At 48.6% G+C, this 14,174-nt stretch carries 14 protein-coding genes; 12 read left to right on the top strand and 2 right to left on the bottom strand.

Annotation, left to right across the window (positions count from 1 at the left end; translation table 11 throughout):
- The first annotated feature begins 110 nt into the window (after positions 1-110).
- The 6 genes from dcuS (at position 111) to NST83_RS16330 (ending at position 5,974) form a co-directional block, all read left to right on the top strand.
- Complete coding sequence (gene dcuS / locus NST83_RS16355) at positions 111-1,766, top strand: DcuS/MalK family sensor histidine kinase (protein WP_342414936.1); 1,656 nt, start codon at positions 111-113, stop codon at positions 1,764-1,766.
- A complete protein-coding gene (gene dcuR / locus NST83_RS16350; protein ID WP_342414935.1) occupies positions 1,759-2,466 on the top strand; it encodes a two-component system response regulator DcuR in 708 nt (235 codons plus the stop codon). Before dcuS ends, dcuR begins: the two co-directional genes overlap by 8 nt.
- A gap of 121 nt (positions 2,467-2,587) precedes the next feature.
- Positions 2,588-3,934 (top strand): 2-hydroxycarboxylate transporter family protein, encoded by a 1,347-nt coding sequence (locus NST83_RS16345; protein ID WP_342414934.1) that lies wholly within the window; start codon positions 2,588-2,590, stop codon positions 3,932-3,934.
- Between the two features lie 76 nt (positions 3,935-4,010).
- On the top strand, positions 4,011-5,216 hold the full coding sequence (locus tag NST83_RS16340; RefSeq protein WP_342414933.1) for a malic enzyme-like NAD(P)-binding protein: 1,206 nt from the start codon (positions 4,011-4,013) through the stop codon (positions 5,214-5,216).
- Between the two features lie 171 nt (positions 5,217-5,387).
- Entirely contained in the window at positions 5,388-5,762 is a 375-nt protein-coding gene (locus NST83_RS16335; protein WP_342414932.1) for a hypothetical protein, read from the top strand.
- Positions 5,763-5,788: 26 nt separating this feature from the next.
- A complete protein-coding gene (locus NST83_RS16330; protein ID WP_044645104.1) occupies positions 5,789-5,974 on the top strand; it encodes a YfhD family protein in 186 nt (61 codons plus the stop codon).
- 88 nt (positions 5,975-6,062) lie between these two features.
- Here NST83_RS16330 and NST83_RS16325 read toward each other — a convergent pair whose 3' ends face one another.
- The gene (locus NST83_RS16325) at positions 6,063-6,482 is read right to left on the bottom strand and encodes a hypothetical protein (protein WP_342414931.1); all 420 of its coding nucleotides are present in this window, start codon (positions 6,480-6,482) and stop codon (positions 6,063-6,065) included.
- A 195-nt stretch (positions 6,483-6,677) separates the two neighbouring features.
- Between NST83_RS16325 and prmA the strand changes: the two genes are divergently transcribed.
- The 5 genes from prmA to NST83_RS16300 all read left to right on the top strand — a co-directional run bounded on the left by prmA (position 6,678) and on the right by NST83_RS16300 (position 11,148).
- Positions 6,678-7,643 (top strand): 50S ribosomal protein L11 methyltransferase, encoded by a 966-nt coding sequence (prmA, locus tag NST83_RS16320; RefSeq protein ID WP_342414930.1) that lies wholly within the window; start codon positions 6,678-6,680, stop codon positions 7,641-7,643.
- A 2-nt stretch (positions 7,644-7,645) separates the two neighbouring features.
- Positions 7,646-8,338, top strand: a complete 693-nt coding sequence (locus tag NST83_RS16315; RefSeq protein WP_044645101.1) for a site-2 protease family protein — start codon at positions 7,646-7,648, stop codon at positions 8,336-8,338.
- Between the two features lie 162 nt (positions 8,339-8,500).
- The gene (locus NST83_RS16310; protein ID WP_342414929.1) at positions 8,501-9,265 is read left to right on the top strand and encodes a 16S rRNA (uracil(1498)-N(3))-methyltransferase; all 765 of its coding nucleotides are present in this window, start codon (positions 8,501-8,503) and stop codon (positions 9,263-9,265) included.
- A 1-nt stretch (position 9,266) separates the two neighbouring features.
- The gene (gene mtaB, locus NST83_RS16305; RefSeq protein WP_342414928.1) at positions 9,267-10,610 is read left to right on the top strand and encodes a tRNA (N(6)-L-threonylcarbamoyladenosine(37)-C(2))-methylthiotransferase MtaB; all 1,344 of its coding nucleotides are present in this window, start codon (positions 9,267-9,269) and stop codon (positions 10,608-10,610) included.
- Between the two features lie 103 nt (positions 10,611-10,713).
- Positions 10,714-11,148: an NUDIX domain-containing protein gene (locus tag NST83_RS16300; RefSeq protein ID WP_137063829.1), complete on the top strand. Its 435-nt coding sequence runs from the start codon at positions 10,714-10,716 to the stop codon at positions 11,146-11,148.
- Here the strand turns inward: NST83_RS16300 and NST83_RS16295 are convergent.
- Positions 11,138-12,160, bottom strand: a complete 1,023-nt coding sequence (locus tag NST83_RS16295) for a Na/Pi symporter (protein ID WP_342417972.1) — start codon at positions 12,158-12,160, stop codon at positions 11,138-11,140. The two genes, NST83_RS16300 and NST83_RS16295, sit on opposite strands and share 11 nt — an antisense overlap.
- A gap of 528 nt (positions 12,161-12,688) precedes the next feature.
- On the opposite strand from NST83_RS16295, the gene NST83_RS16290 reads away from it, so the two are divergent.
- On the top strand, positions 12,689-14,065 hold the full coding sequence (locus NST83_RS16290) for a class I SAM-dependent rRNA methyltransferase (protein ID WP_342414927.1): 1,377 nt from the start codon (positions 12,689-12,691) through the stop codon (positions 14,063-14,065).
- Positions 14,066-14,174 lie beyond the last annotated feature (109 nt).

Here is a 14,174-nt window from a genome sequence, read left to right as displayed (position 1 = left end):
TGGAAGGCAACCGTATGAGATTATAGCTATGCAAATTCACGTAAACACATACATAACCATTTTTGTATAAGCATATTGGATAATTTAGGTTTAATATGAAGCGTGAAAGGGTGAGTTCTATCGAAAAGTCACAGCCTAAGCTGCGTCGGAGAAAACCGCTACTTAAGCTTAGAGGGCTGATTACGCTGCTGGTTTGTCTGGTTATGGCACTGGTGCTCTTGCCTGCAACTTTGTTATTCGGCGAGAGAGTGGAGCATGAAACCGAGAAGGGGCTAGAGGAAAAAGCGATGTCCATCGCACGTACACTTGCCCATACGTCGCTCATTATTGAACATTTGCAGCAGTCTAAGTCGTCTGCCCCCTTACAGGAGTATGTGGAGAAAGTATCATTAGCTAATCACATTCAATTTATCGTCGTTATGGACATGAAGGGGATTCGTAAGACACACCCGGATGTAAGGAAGATCGGCAAAGCCTTTGTCGGGGGTGATGAATATATTGCACTTCATGGTCATGAGAGCGTATCTGTTGCGAAGGGGACGTTGGGCTTGTCCATGCGAGCCTTTTCTCCCGTATTTAGTGCTACAGGCAAGCAGGTAGGGGCAATTGTTGTTGGTATTTCATTGCAGGACGTAGAGCGGGCTCAGGTGGGGAACTATCGACTTATTGCGATCGCCATCGGTATCGGGATGCTGATCGGCACTGGAGGCGCTGTAGTGCTGGCCCGTAAAATTAAAAGCATGCTGGTCGGTCTGGAGCCGCCGGAAATCGCACGCTTGCTGGAGGAACGCAGCGCTATGCTGCAATCCATCAAGGAAGGAGTTATTGCGGTGGATGAGTCCAGCCGTATCATACTGATGAATGCGGAAGCGATTCGTCTGCTCAGGCAAGCGGGGATTGAGGATATCTCGTCCTCGGGGCAGGAGATTGACGCTTATTTGTCCGTTTTTCGATTACAAGAGGTTTTGGCAGCAGGTACTCCACGAATGGATGAGGACATGGAGTTGGGGGGAATAACCTTGTTCACCACCAGTGTCCCGATACGGGTCAAAGGGGAAATCGTGGGCGCAATTGTAACCTTTCGGGATAAAACGGAGGTAAGTCAGCTTGCCGAACGTTTGACAGGAGTGTCTCTGTATACAGAGGCGCTGCGTGCGCAGGCTCACGAATTTATGAACAAGCTGCATGTCATTATGGGGATGGTACATTTGCGTATGTACGACAAACTGGAGCATTACATCATGGATGCCGTTGAGCATCATCAAGTGGAAATTGGCTCGATTACCAGGCAAATCAGGGACCCGGTGATGGCGGGCTTTGTATTGGGGAAATTAAGTCGAGCCAGAGAGATTGGCGTGAGCTTCGAATTGACTCCGGGCAGCTATTTGCCTGAATCTGGTCGCACCCAAACCATTCATGAACTGATAACCATACTGGGGAATCTGTTTGATAATGCCGTGGAAGCGATGGAATCTCTGGAGCACAAGCGGATTACCTTGACGCTTTATTATGAGGAAATTGAGAAGTACGGCTGTCTGACCTGTGTGATACGTGATAATGGACCAGGCATACCGGAACCTCTCGTAGAGGCGATATTTGAAAAGGGTTTTTCGACCAAGGGAGAGTCACGGGGAATGGGGCTTTATCTGGTAATGCAAAGTGTGAAAAGATTAAAAGGAACGATAAAGCTGATTCCGGCCGAGCAAGGGTGCTGTTTTCAGATTAAGATTCCATATGCCGTAATGGGGAATGATGAACATGATTAATGTCTTAATTGTAGAAGATGATCCGATGGTTGCCGAGTTTAATCGCAAATATACGGAGCAGGTAGAGGGCTTTCGATGTGGGGGCTGGGCAGCATCGGTAGAAGATGCCAAGAAATTTCTGGAAGAACAAGCGATTGATCTGATTTTGCTGGATGTGTATATGCAGGAAAGCAATGGACTTGATTTATTGGCTTTTATTCGTGAGACAGGAGAGAATGTGGATGTCATCGTGATTACGGCTGCAAGCGATATGAACAGTGTCAAAAAAGCGATGAATTTCGGCGCGGTGGATTATTTGATTAAGCCGTTTCACTTTAACCGTTTTCTGGAGGCGCTCACGGGTTATCGGGAGCATGTCAGTATCATGCGTGAGCGCAGCTTGCTTTCGCAGGAGGAGTTGGATCGGCTGCTTTATCATAAAAGCTCGACCAAAGAGCTGGCCCGGCTACCCAAAGGAGTAACCAAATCCACGCTGGCTATGGTATGGAACTGTATCCGGCAGCATGAAGCGATGTTATTTTCCACCGAGGATATTGCGGAGAGTGCAGGGATATCCAGAGTATCTATGCGCAAGTATCTTGCTTTTTTGACGGAAATTGAGGCACTTGCCATGGAAACCGTATACGGTACCATTGGACGACCTGTTTATCAGTATCGAATTTTACCGCAGGCGGAGGAAATTATGAACAGTTATATTTAAGCCCTCTTTTTGATTACTTTAATTACAAAAGTGAATGATTAGTTTAAAAACCAAATAAAGCGTTTTCCAAAGTGTAGAATGGAAGCATGGTCATCATTCTTCACTACAAGGAGGGAGCTTTATGGAAAATGCTACAAACCAGCCGATCATTCAAAGATGGCAAAAATGGCGTAAAAATCCTGCAGACGGCATCAGGGTGCTGGGCAGGATAAAAGTGGGAGTTATTCCGCTTCCGCTTTATGTCGTGATTGCGTTAATTGTATACGCAGCTGCGATTACACAGAGACTTCCGAACGATCTGCTGGGCGGATTTGCCGTCATTATGATTTTAGGCATACTGCTCAGTGATCTGGGGGCCAAACTTCCTGTGCTCAAGCATATTGGGGGTCCGGCCATTCTGTCACTCATGGTTCCATCGTTGATGGTATTTTGGAACATGTTTCCTCCATCTGCGATGGGTGCTGTACACACGCTGATGAAAACCTCGAATTTTCTTTATTTTTATATCGCTTGTCTGGTCACCGGAAGTATTCTGGGTATGGATCGGAAGATGCTGATGAACGGAATTGTCAAAATTTTTGCCCCCATTATAATAGGCTCTATTGCAGCGGTAGCAGTAGGTATGGTTGTGGGTATGGCTTTTGGCTACAGCGCCTATCATACGTTCTTTTACATCATTATTCCGATTATCTCCGGCGGGATTGGAGAAGGGATTCTACCATTGTCCATTTCATATGGATTGGTGCTGGGCAAGGATTCAGCGATATTCGTATCCCAGTTTATCCCGGCCGCGATCATTGGCAATATTGTTGCCATCATAGGTGCAGGTATTTTGAAAAAAATGGCGGAGAAAAATCCTCATACTTCTGGTAACGGGAAGTTGTTGAAACTTGATAAAGAAGGGGAAAAATTATCTCCAGTGAATCTGGAACAACCTGTTTCGTTTCCATTGATGGGTGGGGGGCTGCTGTTAGCCTGTACTTTCTTTATTGTCGGTAAACTGCTGGAGCCGTATCTTCATATTCCTGGGCCGATTCTGATGATTCTGGCTGCGGCCTTAATGAAGTGTATTCAAGCGATGCCGGCACAGATAGAGCAGGGGGCTTTTCATTTGTACAAATGTATTGCGGCAAGTCTGACATGGCCATTGATGGTAGGATTGGGTATTTTGTATGTGCCTTTGGATAGTGTGGTCGGAATTCTGACAATTCCCTATGCCATAACCTGCGCATCTGTCGTGATTACATTGATTGTTGCTGGATACTTCACAGGAAAATGGATTCACATGTACCCGGTGGAAGCTGCATTGGTAACCAGTTGTCGTGGCGGATTGGGTGGTACGGGGGATGTAGCGATCCTGTCTGCATCGAACCGGATGGAGCTGATGCCTTTTGCACAAATAGCAACACGCATTGGCGGGGCAGCCACAGTCATTTTAGCAACCTTGTTACTCAATTTATGGAGCTGATGAGCCTATACAAAAGCCTGATATCTATAACAATTGTACAGAAAAAATAGACAGACATGAAAGGATGGAGAGAAGCATGAGTAGCTTAACAGAAGAAATCAGACAATTACATGAGGGCGGTAAAATGGAGACCCAACCGAAGCAGCCGATTGCAAGCATGGAGGAACTATCCAAGATTTACACTCCCGGCGTAGCTGAAATCTGTATGGAGATTGCAAATGATCCAGCTAAAGCGTATCAATTAACGATCAAAAAAAATACAGTGGCGGTCGTATCGGACGGAACAGCGGTGCTAGGATTGGGAGATATCGGACCAGAGGCGGCTATGCCTGTGATGGAAGGTAAGGCGGTTCTATTCAAACAATTTGCAGGCGTAGACGCATTTCCAATCTGCCTTAATACGAAGGACCCTGATGAAATTGTTCAAATTGTCAAAATGATTGCCCCTGCCTTTGGTGGTATTAATTTGGAGGATATCTCTTCACCGCGCTGCTTTGAGATTGAGAGACGATTAAAAGAGGAGCTGGACATTCCGGTATTTCATGATGATCAGCATGGTACGGCCGTCGTCGTGTTGGCAGGTCTGGTGAATGCATTGAAGGTATGCGGCAAAAAAATAGAGGATGTCAAAGTGGTATTTGCAGGTATCGGTGCGGCGGGTACGGCTTGCTCTCGGATGTTGCTTAAGGCGGGTGTACGCAATCTGATTGGCGTTGATCGGCAGGGAGCCATTCATCGTGGCGTGGAATATAGCAATCCACATTGGACGGAGTATGCGAGCATGACCAATCCGTACAATTTGAGTGGTAGTTTATCTGAGGTGATTGTGGGGGCCGATGTGTTCATCGGTCTGTCAGGCCCGGATTTACTGAGTGTGAAGGATATTCAGAGCATGGCTACTGATCCTATCGTCTTCGCCATGGCGAACCCGAAGCCGGAAATTGACCCAGCCTTAGCAGCCCCTTATGTGCGTGTTCTGGCTACGGGCCGCTCTGATTTTCCAAATCAGATTAACAATGTGCTGTGCTTTCCGGGAATTTTCCGGGGCGCACTGGATTGCCATGCCACGACGATTAATGAAGAAATGAAGCTGGCTGCCGGGCTTGCTATTGCTGATGCGATCAGCCCTGAGGAGCTAAGTGAAACTTATATCATACCTAATGTGTTTAATCCGAAGGTGGTCTCTAAGGTTCGTGATGCTGTCATTCGCGCTGCGTGGGAGACAGGAGTAGCCAAGGCAGGTAAAGCTCCTGCCGCTGCTTTGCACCCGCAAAAGTTATAGTCTTCACAAACTACTTTTCAACCGTTTCAGCATACTAAACTCGGTGTTGTTTGTTCCGTTTAGCCTTCGTGGGGAATATAAATCCGTGCCAATGAGCAGGATATAGCAAAGCGCAACTGTCTGTGTTCTTGAACAGGAGTTGCGCTCAATACCACACAGGGAGTTTTGGGGATGAGTGAAAAAAATATTTTGGCGTATTTCAAAAGCCCCGAGGAAGCACAAGGAGCAGCTAGAAAGCTGGAAGCTCTCCGGGCAGCAGATGTATCTATAGACCGATTTAGCCGCTATCCCCGACAGTCTACAGGCAATGCTGGATTACCTGTATTTGCGGGACAAATTAGCAGCTTGTCCTCACTGACGCAGGGAGTGGAGTTTACGGATGCAACTCCAGCGATACTGGCTGCGGCTGATCCATCTGCCAGCGGAATGAGTGACGGCGGGCAAGGTGGGCCGACAGGCCGTGATATATTGCTAACCGCTGTGGTGGATGAATCCATTCATCATCAGGCGATGTCTATTGTGGAACAAGCAGGTGGTATGCTGTGAAAAAACGTTGGAAGGAGTTGTGACAGATGCCCACAAACAAACGGTTCGATAAAGTGCTGACCAAAACCGAGAAAATCAAGCGTGCACAATCTGCTAAAAATGAGGATGTTGAGTTCTCGGCAGAGCAGGCAGATGCTCAGGATTTGGAAGCGATCCGACGCGGTGAAGTAGCTGATCGTCGTCAGGAGCGCATCATAAACGACAGCGAGTAGAATTCAATAAGACGGGTCATCCCTATCATTAAATATGATTTGCGGGATTGCCCGTCTTAATTTGTATTTCATCCTCTTGTCTATTTAATTATCCGCTATAGGCTGTTGCGCTAAAAACAAGGGGACCAGAGACGAAAGCAGTAGTCGCAGGCGTTTGATTTTCAATAATCAGTTGATAGTTTTGCACGCCCAGAGGAGCAACATCTACCGTTTCGACATTAATGATAATGTTGTCGTCAAACAGATTAGTCTGCAGTCCGTAATAGATTTCTTTGCCGGCTCTCCATATGCGGACAAGCGATCGAATATTGCCCGCACCAACAAAATGCAAGCCAATGGATGCCTTTAACTCTACCCGATTGTTAGCGGCTCCAGGAATAGTAGGATCAATAAACACGGAAGCAGTAGCAATCCCTAGTCCGGCTGGAGAAATAGGAACCGGAAGACTAATCCCATTGGTAATAGGTGTGATGACAGTAGCATTATAATCCAAAACGGTTTTGGCCATTATAATTCACTCCTTCTTTGAATATACTATATTGTATGTACTAGAGTTAAGGAGGCTTGGACTAAATGAGCCGGCAACATGCACAAGTTCCACAAAAACATTTTGCACTTCGATGATACTAGCCTTTTTGAACTCCTATGCATGTATATAGTACAATATAGAGTATGCATGTGAAATGAGGAGGAAATGAAAACCATGTTGTGGCATGAAATTACAATACATACAACCGAAGAAGCCGTCGAAATGATTTCGAATTTTCTGCACGAAGCAGGTGCGGGAGGGGTTTCCATTGAAGAATCCGGTTCGTTGAACAAACCACGCGATACGTCCTACGGACAGTGGTATGATCGGCCCTTGAATGACATTCCTGAAGGACAAGCGACCATCAAGGGGTATTTTGCCGAAGAAATTGAGATGGACGTGATCCGTTCGCAAATTGAGCCACGCGTCGAAGAATTGAGAACATTCGATATTGACCCTGGCGAGGTTCGGTATGAGCTGAAAACGGTCAATGAGGATGACTGGGCGAATGCCTGGAAGCAATATTTCAAGCCATTGCGTGTGTCGGATCGTCTAACGATCAAACCGACTTGGGAAGCCTATGATCCTGCCAGTGAAGATGAAAAAATCATTGAGCTGGACCCCGGCATGGCCTTTGGCACTGGAACGCATCCCACAACATCACTTTGTCTGAGAGCGTTGGAATCTGTGATCAAGGGTGGAGAAGAAGTCATTGATGTGGGCACAGGCTCCGGCATTTTGGCGATCGGAGCCGTGCAACTGGGAGCGAAGCATGTACTGGCTCTGGACCTTGATCCCGTAGCGGTATCCAGTGCGCGGGAAAATACCCATCTGAATGGGTTGGAGGATCGCATTACCATTAAAGAGAGCGATCTGCTGTCCGTGCTGAATGCGAGCGATCCGACGCTGGGTATCCAACTGCCAGTCAAGCTGGTGGTCGCTAATATTTTGGCCGAAATTATTTTGCTGTTTATTGATGATGTGTACAAGGCTCTGGAGCCAGGTGGTATTTATATCGCTTCAGGAATTTGGAAGAACAAAGAAGAGGTTGTCGAAAACGCATTGAAGGCGGCGGGCTTCGACATTGCCGAAACGTGCCGGGATGAGGACTGGCTGGCGTTTGTGGCGAGAAAGAGGTAACCATGGATTTTTTACAAAATATTTTTCGTGTGAAGTTAGAGGTTCTTCCGTTTTACTTGCTGGCTCTGATCATATCTTTTACGGTGCATGAATTTGCGCATGCGTATTATGCCAATAAATTCGGTGACCCTACAGCCAAGCTGCTGGGACGCGTGACTTTAAATCCGGCAGTGCATATTGATCTGATGGGTACGCTGCTGCTGCTGATCGGGGGCTTCGGCTGGGCCAAACCGGTTCCAGTCAACCGTGACAATTTCAGTCGTCCACGTTCTATGGGGATTGTCGTGTCTGCTGCTGGACCACTGAGCAATTTGCTGCTTGCCTTTGTGGCTACCTTGATTTATGCGGTGCTGCTTCATTTTCAGGTGCTGCCGAATATCGAGAATCAGCGGGTGGCTCAGGCTATCAACTTGTTTATCAATTCATTGATTAGTTTGAATCTGTTTTTATTTATTTTTAATTTAATTCCGCTGCCACCGCTGGATGGCTACCGGATTGTGGAGGATGTGGCCCCTACACCGTTGCGCCGCAAACTTCAGCATTTTGAGCAATGGTCCATCTTTATTTTTCTGTTGATCCTTGTTATCCCGCAGGTGCGGGCGGTGACGATTGAGCCGCTGTATGTGCTATCCCAGACGATTTATGTGCAGTTTTTGCAGTTCGCTTTTTACATCATCGGATTATTTGGAGCCTAACGGCTCCTTTTTTGTGGGTATGGACGGTAGTATAACAATTGAAGCAGCAACACACTGGTCATGCGGGCGCAAAAGATGATATGATGGTGCTTGGTGATTTATTCGGATATTGTACAGAAAGCCAATGGATAACAGTTATTTTCAGAATAGGTGTGAGAGACAATGCAGCGTTATTTTATTCCGGCAGAGCAGTTTCTGGAAGACCATGTGATCGTGACGGGTGAGGATGCGCGACATATAGCCAAGGTCATGCGCGGTCGTAGTGGTGACAAAATTATAGTCAGTGACGGGGTATCCAGGGAAGCGCTGGCTGCGTTGGATACGATAGAACAGGATCGAGTGACGGCGACGATCGTCGAGCCGCTGGAGATGACCTCCGAACCGCATGTGCAGGTCACCATTGCCCAAAGTCTTCCCAAGGGAGACAAGATGGAGACCGTTATGCAAAAATGTACAGAAATCGGGGCAGCGGGGTTTGTCCCGTTTTTGTCCGAGCGTACGGTCGTGCAGTATGATGCGAAAAAGGAAGGCAAGCGGCTGGAGCGCTGGCGCAAGATTGTAAAGGAAGCGGCTGAGCAAAGCCACCGTAACCGGATTCCAGAAATAAGTGCGCCGATGACGTGGAAAGAGCTGCTGGCTTCTTTTTCGCAGTATGATTTGGTATGCTATTGTTATGAAAAAGAGCAGGGACGGCAGCTACGGGATGTGATTCAGCCTTTGGCAGGACAATGGACGTCGATGGACAAGCCATGTGTTTTGCTGGTAGTGGGTCCGGAAGGCGGCTTCAGCGAAGCGGAGAGCCTGGAGGCCGAGCAGGCCGGGGCGCAGTCTACGGGGCTGGGAAGACGCATTTTGCGTGCGGAAACCGCAGGTATGGCTGCATTGGCTTGCATTTTATATGAGTCAGGAGAAATGGGAGGGGTTTAATATGCCGTCAGTGGCATTTTACACATTGGGTTGTAAGGTAAACTTTTATGATACAGAAGCGATTTGGCAGCTGTTCAAAAATGAAGGCTATGAGCAGGTAGATTTTGATGAGCAGACAGCTGACGTCTACCTTATTAATACGTGCACCGTTACGAATACCGGCGATAAAAAGAGTCGTCAGATCATTCGCCGTGCGATTCGTCGGAACCCAGATGCTATTGTGGCAGTGACGGGCTGTTACGCTCAGACTTCTCCTGCCGAAATTATGGATATTCCCGGTGTCGATCTCGTGATTGGTACACAGGACCGGGACAAAATTATTCCGTTTGTTCAGGAGATCCAAGAGTCGCGTCAACCAGTGAATGCTGTGCGCAATATTATGAAAACGCGTGTGTTCGAGGAAATGGATGTGCCTGATTTTGCTAACCACACACGTGCGTTTTTGAAAATTCAGGATGGCTGCAACAACTTTTGCACCTTCTGCATCATTCCGTGGTCGCGTGGTTTGTCCCGCAGCCGCGATGCTGCGAGCATTATGGCTCAGGCGCGTCAATTGGTGCATGCGGGTTATAAAGAAATTGTGCTCACAGGCATTCATACAGGTGGTTATGGTGACGACATGGACAATTATGATCTGTCCGATCTGCTGTGGGATCTGGAGAAGGTGGAAGGGCTGGAGCGTATCCGTATCAGTTCCATTGAAGCCAGCCAGATTGATGAAAAAATGCTTGATGTGCTGAATCGTTCCAATAAGCTGGTGCGTCATTTTCACATTCCGCTTCAGGCGGGAGATGACACCGTGCTGAAACGGATGCGCCGTAAATACACAACAGAAGAGTTCTACAATAAAATGCTTATGATTCGCAAGGCGATGCCGGATGTGGCGATTACGACAGACGTTATTGTTGGCTTTCCTGGGGAAACGGACGAAATGTTCCGCAACGGCTATGAGTTGATGAAAAAAATTGGCTTCTCGGAAATGCATGTGTTCCCTTATTCCAAGCGCAGCGGTACGCCTGCGGCGCGTATGGAGGATCAGGTGGACGAGGACGTGAAAAATGCACGTGTGCATGAGCTGATTAAACTGTCAGAGCAAATGCAGTTGGCTTATGCAGAGAAGTTTGTCGGTCAGGTGCTGGAGGTCATTCCGGAAGTTTCGCCGAAAGGGACCGAAGATAGCGGCATGCTTCACGGTTACAGTGACAACTACATTCAATTGGTGTTTGAAGGTACTGAGGATCTGGTTGGCAAGGTGTGCCGCGTGAAGCTGACGAAGGCGGGCGTTCATGAAAGCGAAGGCCAATTGGTCCGTGTACTGGAAAATGGGCTGCAAACAGCTCTCTAAGAGCATAAAAAGCCTGAACAGGCATTAGAGATGGCAAACAAGGATTTCGCCTTCCTTACAGGGAGGACGGAATCCTTGTTGCGCAAGGAAAGGGGAATACAGGATGGCAGCAAAAAAGGAAATTTCCGCAGGCGGTGTTGTGTACCGCAACCAAGGGGAGAAGCTTGAAATTCAACTGATTACCGACCGATACGGCAAGGTCTCTTTGGCTAAAGGCAAGATGGAGCCAGGAGAAACGATCGAACAGACGGCTTTACGTGAAATTCGTGAGGAAACTGGGCTGAACGGACGGATTATCCAGCATGTGGATATGATTGCTTATACGTATCAGCATGCTGAATTCGGGGAAGTGGACAAGGAAGTCCATTATTATCTCGTAGAGGCACTGGATGGGGATTTACAGGCACAGATTGAAGAAATTAAAGGTGTTGCATGGCATACGCCTGAGGAAGCATGGCTTCTCCAGCGCCAAGGCGGATATGACAACAATGATGTCATTTTGAGCAAGGCGCTGTCCATGCTGGGAATTAACGTTTGATGATGTTGGGAGACATGCGATTCTCCAAACGTGTCCATACAGGTAAATAGCAGACTGGCAAGACAAGCAGAGAGCTGATCACGTTAAACAGGGTTTGAGCATGGGCGACCTTGGCTCCAGGCTCGGTGGATATCCAGGCGGCTGCCATTTCCAGCCCGGGGATCAGCGGCATAAACAGCAACGCCCCGCCTACGTTCAGCAGCACGTGGGACCAGGCCACAAATTTGCCGGACACGCTGCCGCCGACAGCCGCAATCAGGGCCGTCACGCAGGTGCCAACGTTGGAGCCAATGACGATGGCGATACCCACATCGGCTGGCAAAGCTCCCGCAGCCGCAAGGCTGATCGCCATGCCAATAACGGCGGCGCTGCTGTGAACCAGTGCGGTCAGGCAGGCCCCGGCGGCGAAGGCCCACCACATGTTGGCCGCAGCGTGGTCCAGAAACCAGCGGAACAGCCCGGCCTGCTCAATCCAGGGGCCGACTGTCTGCATCACGCGAATACCCGCAAGAATCAGCGAAAATCCAGCAAAGCTGAGGCTGATATATTGTACAGCCTGCGGATGGCTAAGCTGATTGGAGCCGGATGGTGGCCCGGCAGACGCATACTGGCGGCTGGAGACAGCCTCGCCCCACAAGACAGCGACGCTCCAGCAAAGCAGCGAGCCGCAGAGCAGTGGAACAGCCAGCTTGCCTAGCTGGAGACCCATTAGCTCGGTAGTCAGGCAGGTACCAATATTGGTGCCCAGGATAATACCGAGCGTGCGGCCGTAGGTCAACAGCCCGGCGTTGACCAGTCCGATGGTCAGCACCGTGACAGCAGTGCTGCTCTGCAACAGGGCGGTAATGCCTGAGCTGAACAGCATGCCCCGCCAAGGGGAGACGGTGGCCCGGTTAAGCCAGCGGGTGAGGAAGGGGCCAGCCAAATGCCGGAGGGCCGCTTCCATCAGTTTCATCCCGCCCAAGAAAATAAGCAGCCCACCGCACAGCGGCAAAATAACATGAATTAACACGGCCATGAACCCCTCTTCTAAGGTTATGAATTGAATTGCGCTTATGTCAGCTTTTTGCATAATTCGATTCCCAACGCTTGAAAAAACAATATATAGACGAACTAAACCATTTCGATCTCTATATTGCTGATTTAAAATCGCTCTTGGGATTTATGCAAAATGCTCATGTAACAGCCTATGATCTGATGAGGACAGCCATGACAAGCATGGCTGTGCTGTTTTTTATGTAAACGAGAATTTTTATAGAACTTCACAAGCTTTAAAATGTGAGTTCGATATAAAGGCGGGCAGTAGCGGAGCGATTCATTTGAATCTGGAGATGCGGTAGCGTTCGGCTGAAAGCTTTCCGAAGGAAAGCTGCTTCGAAAGAATATGCTTAATGGGATTTTGACCTTTAAATGTGTTACCTAATCTCAAAAATCCCATTGCAACAGCGATCGTAAGATCAAATGAACTGCGGAGCCGCGCCCCCATCGAACACTACACTTTTAAGGACTTTGAGTAATCCAAGAATGGGAGTGAAGGACTTTGCCTTCAGTAATATTGGAACGCAGCCGTAAAAAAAGGCTGGAGCATGCGCACCCCTGGGTGTTTAAAAATGAAATAGCCAAGGTGGAGGGTGAGCCGGAGGCGGGTGATCTGGTCAGTATCGTCAACCATCAGGGGCGTTATTTGGCAACGGGTTACTATAATCCGGCCTCACAAATTACGGTGCGTGTGATGTCCTACGAGCCACTGGAAGTGATGGATCAAAGCTTTTTTGCCAAACGGTTCCGCGATTGTCTGGAGCACCGTGAACGTTTTGTGACCGGGGGAGACGCGTATCGGCTGGTATACGGCGAGGCAGATTTTTTACCCGGGCTGATTGTAGACCGTTTTGGCGACGTGTTAGTCGTACAATTATTAACGCTCGGTATGGATCGTCGCAGGGAAGAAATCAGAGATGCACTTGTTGAAGTGATTGGCCCTGTTGGTATTTATGAGCGCAGCGATGTATCCATCCGTGAGTTGGAAGGACTGGAACAGGTCAAAGGGCCTTTATATGGCGACTGCCCGCGTCATGTCGTGGTAACGGAAAATGGCTTGCGTATCAAGGTCGATATTGTAGAGGGTCAGAAGACAGGCTATTTCTTCGACCAGCGTGAGAATCGTGCGGCGATTGCTCCACTGATGACGGGCTGGGGAGGACGCAGCGGAATTACGCTACAGGAAGTAGCAGAGCAGGGTAACGCTGGCACAGCGGTCATGAAGCCTGTGAACAAAAGCGGTAAGGTTGTGGAGTTCCCATTCTGGGATGGTGCAACCGTGCTGGAGTGCTTTTCACATACGGGAAGCTTTACGCTCAATGCCTGCAAATACGGTGCGAAAAAAGTAACCTGTCTTGATATTTCTGAGCACGCGATTGAAAGCGCACGGGATAATGTCAAGCTGAACGGCTTTGAGGAACGCGTCGAGTTTGTCGTGGACGATGCTTTTCAATATTTGCGCAATCAGGTTAAAGGCGTAGAGGAACGTACCGCGCGGGCCGGGGGAAAAGGAGATACCTCGAAGCCGCTAACAGCAGGGGGCGGACGTACCTTTGATGTAGTTATTCTTGATCCACCAGCCTTTGCGAAAACAAAGAATGCGGTCAAAGGGGCTACCCGTGGATATAAGGATATTAATCTGCACGGGATGAAGCTGGTCAATGAGGGCGGCTATTTAGTGACTGCGAGCTGCTCGTTCCATATGCGGCCGGAGCTATTTCTGGACACGATTAAGGAAGCGGCGGCAGATGCCGGAAAAATCCTCCGTCTGGTGGATTGGAGAGCGGCTGGCAAGGATCATCCTCAGATTCTGGGTGTAGAGGAAGGCCATTATTTGAAATTCGCCATTTTTGAGGTGCGTAGCCAGGCACAATTGTAGAATTCATACACAGCCAAACGACTTTTTAGGTAGCCGAATAAGTAGATTAGGCTCGTTTTACCAATAAATCAGTCCTGTAGAGAAGGCATGCACCAAGCCAACCTGCGGG

The sequence above is a fragment of the Paenibacillus sp. FSL R10-2782 genome, assembly GCF_038592985.1.
Taxonomy (GTDB): Bacteria; Bacillota; Bacilli; order Paenibacillales; family Paenibacillaceae; genus Paenibacillus; species Paenibacillus terrae_C.
This window is presented reverse-complemented; position numbering and strand designations above follow the sequence as displayed.

Excerpts from the sequence above, each read along its gene's own strand:
- dcuR (WP_342414935.1), top strand. The coding sequence starts at position 1,759 with ATGATTAATGTCTTAATTGTAGAAGATGATCCGATGGTTGCCGAGTTT.
- NST83_RS16345 (WP_342414934.1), top strand. The coding sequence starts at position 2,588 with ATGGAAAATGCTACAAACCAGCCGATCATTCAAAGATGGCAAAAATGG.
- NST83_RS16340 (WP_342414933.1), top strand. The coding sequence starts at position 4,011 with ATGAGTAGCTTAACAGAAGAAATCAGACAATTACATGAGGGCGGTAAA.
- NST83_RS16335 (WP_342414932.1), top strand. The coding sequence starts at position 5,388 with ATGAGTGAAAAAAATATTTTGGCGTATTTCAAAAGCCCCGAGGAAGCA.
- NST83_RS16330 (WP_044645104.1), top strand. The coding sequence starts at position 5,789 with ATGCCCACAAACAAACGGTTCGATAAAGTGCTGACCAAAACCGAGAAA.
- NST83_RS16325 (WP_342414931.1), bottom strand. The coding sequence starts at position 6,482 with ATGGCCAAAACCGTTTTGGATTATAATGCTACTGTCATCACACCTATT.
- prmA (WP_342414930.1), top strand. The coding sequence starts at position 6,678 with ATGTTGTGGCATGAAATTACAATACATACAACCGAAGAAGCCGTCGAA.
- NST83_RS16315 (WP_044645101.1), top strand. The coding sequence starts at position 7,646 with ATGGATTTTTTACAAAATATTTTTCGTGTGAAGTTAGAGGTTCTTCCG.
- NST83_RS16310 (WP_342414929.1), top strand. The coding sequence starts at position 8,501 with ATGCAGCGTTATTTTATTCCGGCAGAGCAGTTTCTGGAAGACCATGTG.
- mtaB (WP_342414928.1), top strand. The coding sequence starts at position 9,267 with ATGCCGTCAGTGGCATTTTACACATTGGGTTGTAAGGTAAACTTTTAT.
- NST83_RS16300 (WP_137063829.1), top strand. The coding sequence starts at position 10,714 with ATGGCAGCAAAAAAGGAAATTTCCGCAGGCGGTGTTGTGTACCGCAAC.